General features: G+C 34.1%; 3 protein-coding genes. 2 read left to right on the top strand and 1 reads right to left on the bottom strand.

Annotation, left to right across the window (positions count from 1 at the left end; all coding sequences use genetic code 11):
• Both SOY52_RS05765 and SOY52_RS05760 read left to right on the top strand, forming a co-directional pair.
• The coding region (locus SOY52_RS05765; protein WP_320848020.1) for a hypothetical protein at positions 1–269 on the top strand (269 nt) is incomplete at its 5' end.
• A 126-nt stretch (positions 270–395) separates the two neighbouring features.
• Positions 396–638, top strand: a complete 243-nt coding sequence (locus tag SOY52_RS05760; protein WP_320848019.1) for a hypothetical protein — start codon at positions 396–398, stop codon at positions 636–638.
• A 78-nt stretch (positions 639–716) separates the two neighbouring features.
• Here SOY52_RS05760 and SOY52_RS05755 read toward each other — a convergent pair whose 3' ends face one another.
• A complete protein-coding gene (locus SOY52_RS05755; protein WP_320848018.1) occupies positions 717–1,904 on the bottom strand; it encodes an amidohydrolase in 1,188 nt (395 codons plus the stop codon).
• Between the last annotated feature and the right edge of the window lie 97 nt (positions 1,905–2,001).

Raw genomic sequence — 2,001 nt, 5'->3', positions numbered from 1 at the left:
CATATGATTATCGTGAAATGAAAGATACTGTAATTAGGGAGACAACAATGACTTATAAAACAACAGTAGAAGGTGAAGATCATGTTTGTGATGCTGTACAACAATATGCAGAAAAGTCTTATGATAAAGGAAGAACTGAAGGTATGGCTAAAGCTTTATTAGATCTAGTTAATAAAGGAACCATTACCTTAGACTATGCAATTGAGAATTCTAGCTTACCAAAAGAAGAGTTTTTATCTATAGCAAAATCCTTAGGGTATAAGCTTTAATTTAGTTATCTTGATAAGCATGATAGCAAGAGAAATATTTGCTACATGCTTTGTTAATTTAATCTTCAAAGTAAAAAACTAAATGATTATTAGACGATGAAAGATAATGTAATAAAGGAATGTACTATGAATTATAAGGTAACAATAGAAGGCGAAGATCATATTTGTGATGCTGTACAACAATATGCAGAAAAGTATGCAGCTAAGTATTATGATAATGGAAGAACTGAGGGTATTGGTATCGCTGTTAAAGCCTTATTAAATCTAGTTGCTAAAGGTATTATTACTTTAGACTCTGCAATTGTTGACTCAGGATTAAAAAAAGAAGAGTTCTTATCTATAGCAAAATCCTTAGGGTATAAGCTTTAATTAAGTTATCTTGATAAGCATGGTAGCAAGGAAAATACTTGCTACATGCTTTGTTAATTTAATCTTAAAAGTAAAAGACTAAATATTATCATTTAAATATTCTAAAGCGTAAGCAACATGCAATGTTGTTGCAACTTCAAGAGATTTCTCATCAATATCAAATGATGAGTCATGATGAGCTAATGTTGTTTCTTTAATTTCAGGGTTTCCTGAGCCTACATATGCATAGCATCCTGGAACCTCAAGAATAAACTCTGCAAAGTCATCACCGCCAAGAGAATAAGGACGATTTGTGATAACATTATCCCGTCCAAATAACTTTGCTGCTACTTCAGCAACTTCTTTACTAGGTATTTCAGGGTTTATTAAAGGAGCCGTAAAATCTTGATACTCAATTTCAGCACTTCCTCCATAAAGTTTAGCTGTATTTTCAGCCAATTCTTTTAGTTCAGATTTTACTTTACTTCTAATTTCAGGATACATAACTCTTATAGTACCCTCTAATACAGCTTCCCCAGCAACAATGTTATATGCAGTTCCAGCAACTATTTTACCAATTCCAATAATAACAGAGTCTGTTGGATTAGTTCTTCTGGTTACTAAGCCTTGTGCTCCTACTGTTATCATGGAAGCAATGTATGCTGCATCTACACCTAATTCAGGTGTTGATACATGTGCACATGCACCATTTACTTTTATTTTAAAATAATCGACAGAAGCGTTATTAGGACCTGCTGTAGCAGAAACCTTTCCTGCTAAAATATTTGATGCTAAGTGAATACCGAAGCATCTATCACCTTTAACTAAGCCTTCACCAACAAAGATATTTGCTCCATAACCTATTTCTTCAGCTTGTTGGAAGCAAAATGCAATAGAACCTTTAATGTCTTCTTTGTGTTTTACCAAGATTCTAGCTGCTTCTAATAAACAAGCTGTATGTGCATCATGTCCGCAAGCATGCATTTTACCTGGATTAACACTTTTATAAGAACACTCATGGGTTTCCGTTATCGGAAGTGCATCGATATCAGCACGTAAGATTAACGCCTTACCTGGTTTAGATCCTTCTAAAAGAGCATATACTCCAGTTTCACCTACTCTTCTTGGGTTAAGACCTATTTTATTTAGCTCTTCTTCGATGAATTTTGCTGTCTCATATTCTTCTCTTGGAAGTTCTGGGTGAGTGTGCAAATAACGACGAAGAGAGACCAAATAGTCCCTATCCTCTAAAACTTCTTGTTTGATAGTTTCAATTGAATAACTCATTAATTCTTTCCCGCAAGCTCTTTGAGAGCATCAACACTTGTTGCCTTCTTTGAGTAAAGAGAAAGAGGAGCAATTAATGTATCACCGATAGCTTCAA

The organism is Bullifex sp. (assembly GCF_034103065.1).
In the GTDB taxonomy this organism is placed as follows: Bacteria; Spirochaetota; Spirochaetia; order Sphaerochaetales; family Sphaerochaetaceae; genus Bullifex.
Note: the sequence above shows the minus strand (reverse complement) of the source record. Positions and strands in the feature narration are given on the sequence as shown.